2 protein-coding genes and 1 pseudogene are annotated in these 1,912 nt (G+C 66.8%); 2 read left to right on the forward strand and 1 reads right to left on the reverse strand.

Features of this window, described 5'->3' with window-relative positions:
- Positions 1 to 388 (reverse strand): annotated as a pseudogene (locus tag B1964_RS29590) (DUF3137 domain-containing protein); the annotation flags it as partial.
- Between the two features lie 148 nt (positions 389 to 536).
- Here B1964_RS29590 and B1964_RS29595 point away from each other — a divergent pair.
- Positions 537 to 1,178: a maleylpyruvate isomerase family mycothiol-dependent enzyme gene (locus B1964_RS29595; protein WP_079932317.1), complete on the forward strand. Its 642-nt coding sequence runs from the start codon at positions 537 to 539 to the stop codon at positions 1,176 to 1,178.
- A 214-nt stretch (positions 1,179 to 1,392) separates the two neighbouring features.
- A complete protein-coding gene (locus tag B1964_RS29600; RefSeq protein WP_079932318.1) occupies positions 1,393 to 1,884 on the forward strand; it encodes a MarR family transcriptional regulator in 492 nt (163 codons plus the stop codon).
- Positions 1,885 to 1,912: the final 28 nt, after the last annotated feature.

Here is a 1,912-nt window from a genome sequence, read left to right on the forward strand (position 1 = left end):
CCTCGCCGATGCGACCGGTCATCGCGTCGCGCACCCGCTTGCGTCGGGCCCGCCCGACGGAGAACGGTGTGAAGTCCCACGGCGGTAACGGCCACCCGGACTCGGGAAGATGGTGAAAACCATTGGCGGACGCCCACTCCCGAACCCACCGTCGGCGTGCACACTTGATGATCACCCCGGACGGCACGAAGGCCAGAATCGGGGTGCCCAGCAGGAGGACCCACAACAGGGGCCGTCCGTGACCCTGCCACCACCACACGTGAAAGGCGGTCAGCGCGAGAAAGGTCAGCGCCGACAACGTATTCAGGAACCACGTGCGTGACCACCAGGGACCCGAGACGGGCCCACCCGCGCGAGCACCGTGGCGCCAGACGTCGATCCCGATCATGGCGAACACGCTAGTCCAGGAGATCGCGTGATCACCGATCGGAGCGGCCCGCCAGTCATTCGGTCGGCTGCTTGCACCGCGATGACTTCCGGGCGCCCAGCAAGTCAGCATTCGAGACAACAGGATCAACAGCAGTGGAGGGTGACCGATGGGTTCTCGGCGCGAGGTATGGCCGGTCGTGCACGCCGAACGCCGACGGCTCGTCGATGCACTCGAGAACGTCGACGCGGACGCCTGGACCACACCGTCGCTGTGCCCGGGCTGGGATGTCCACGACGTGCTGGCCCATCTGGTCGACGGCGCCCGCACCACGCGGGCCGCCTTCGTGTGGCGGATGATGCGCTCGCGCTTCGATTTCGACGCCGACAACGACCGCGGGATCGTCTCGGCGAAAGCTCCGAACCCACGGGAGACCCTTGCCCGTCTGGCACGGTCGGCACAGCTGCGCCGCACCCCGCCGGCGGCACCGGCGACGCGGCTCGTCGAGGTGTTCGTCCATGGTGAGGACATCCGCCGACCTCTCGGTATCGACGCTGACCTCCCCGTCGAGCATGTCATGACCGCGCTGGTCCACCAGACACGCACCCGGGTCGCCTGGGGAGGCGGGCGCGAGCGGGTGGACGGGCTCCACCTCGTGGTCACCGACGCCGAGATGCTCTACGGCGAGGGCCCCACGGTGCGTGGTCGGGCGATTGATCTCCTGCTCGCGGTGTCGGGACGACCGGTCGTCGACGGGGCTCTCACCGGGCCGGGCGCCGCACGGCTCCGGACGCACGCCGTCGCCCACTGAACCACTCTCGAACGTCGGTGAAGATCGTCATCTTCGGGCAGACCGGACATCACCGGTGTACGTAATGTCCGAATCTTCCTGATCTGCAGAATCTTTCACCCAACTTGTAACCCACTTCACAGCAATCTGACGAGCGATCTGACGAGTACTTCGCTTAGAGTAACTAAGTAATTAGTTACCCAAGGTCAACTATCAATCCGTTCGGTGGTGAGTCATGGACGAGACGTCCGGCGCAGCGTCTGTCGCGACCCTCAGCGAAGCCGCTGCGATTCATCGCGACCTCATCCGGATCGGACGAGCCATCCGCGCCCGGTCCGACGCCGGACCGCTGTCGCCGGGGCAGTTGTCGGCGTTGTGGACGATCGCGCAAAACGCCCCGATCCGCGCCACCGAACTCGCCACCCGGGAGTCGGTGGCCGGCCCGACCATGTCGCGGGTCGTCGCGTGCCTCGAGCAATCCGGCATGGTCACCCGCACCACCGATCCGCACGACGGCCGCGTCAGCCTACTGACCCCCACCGCCACCGGCTACCAGTACGTGCGCGGTGCCACCTCGCGGAAGTCCGATCTGTTCGAGGAGGCACTCGACCGACTCGAACCCGCCGACCGCATTGCGGTCACCCGCTCGATGCGCCTGCTCGCCGACACCGTCTGCGAGCTCGACCACCCGTCCACAGCCCCACACACTGCAGAGGAAGGAGCCTGATGGAACCCGCCATCAACGGTCACGGAGG

The sequence above is a fragment of the Gordonia sp. i37 genome (assembly GCF_002043085.1).
In the GTDB taxonomy this organism is placed as follows: Bacteria; Actinomycetota; Actinomycetes; order Mycobacteriales; family Mycobacteriaceae; genus Gordonia; species Gordonia polyisoprenivorans.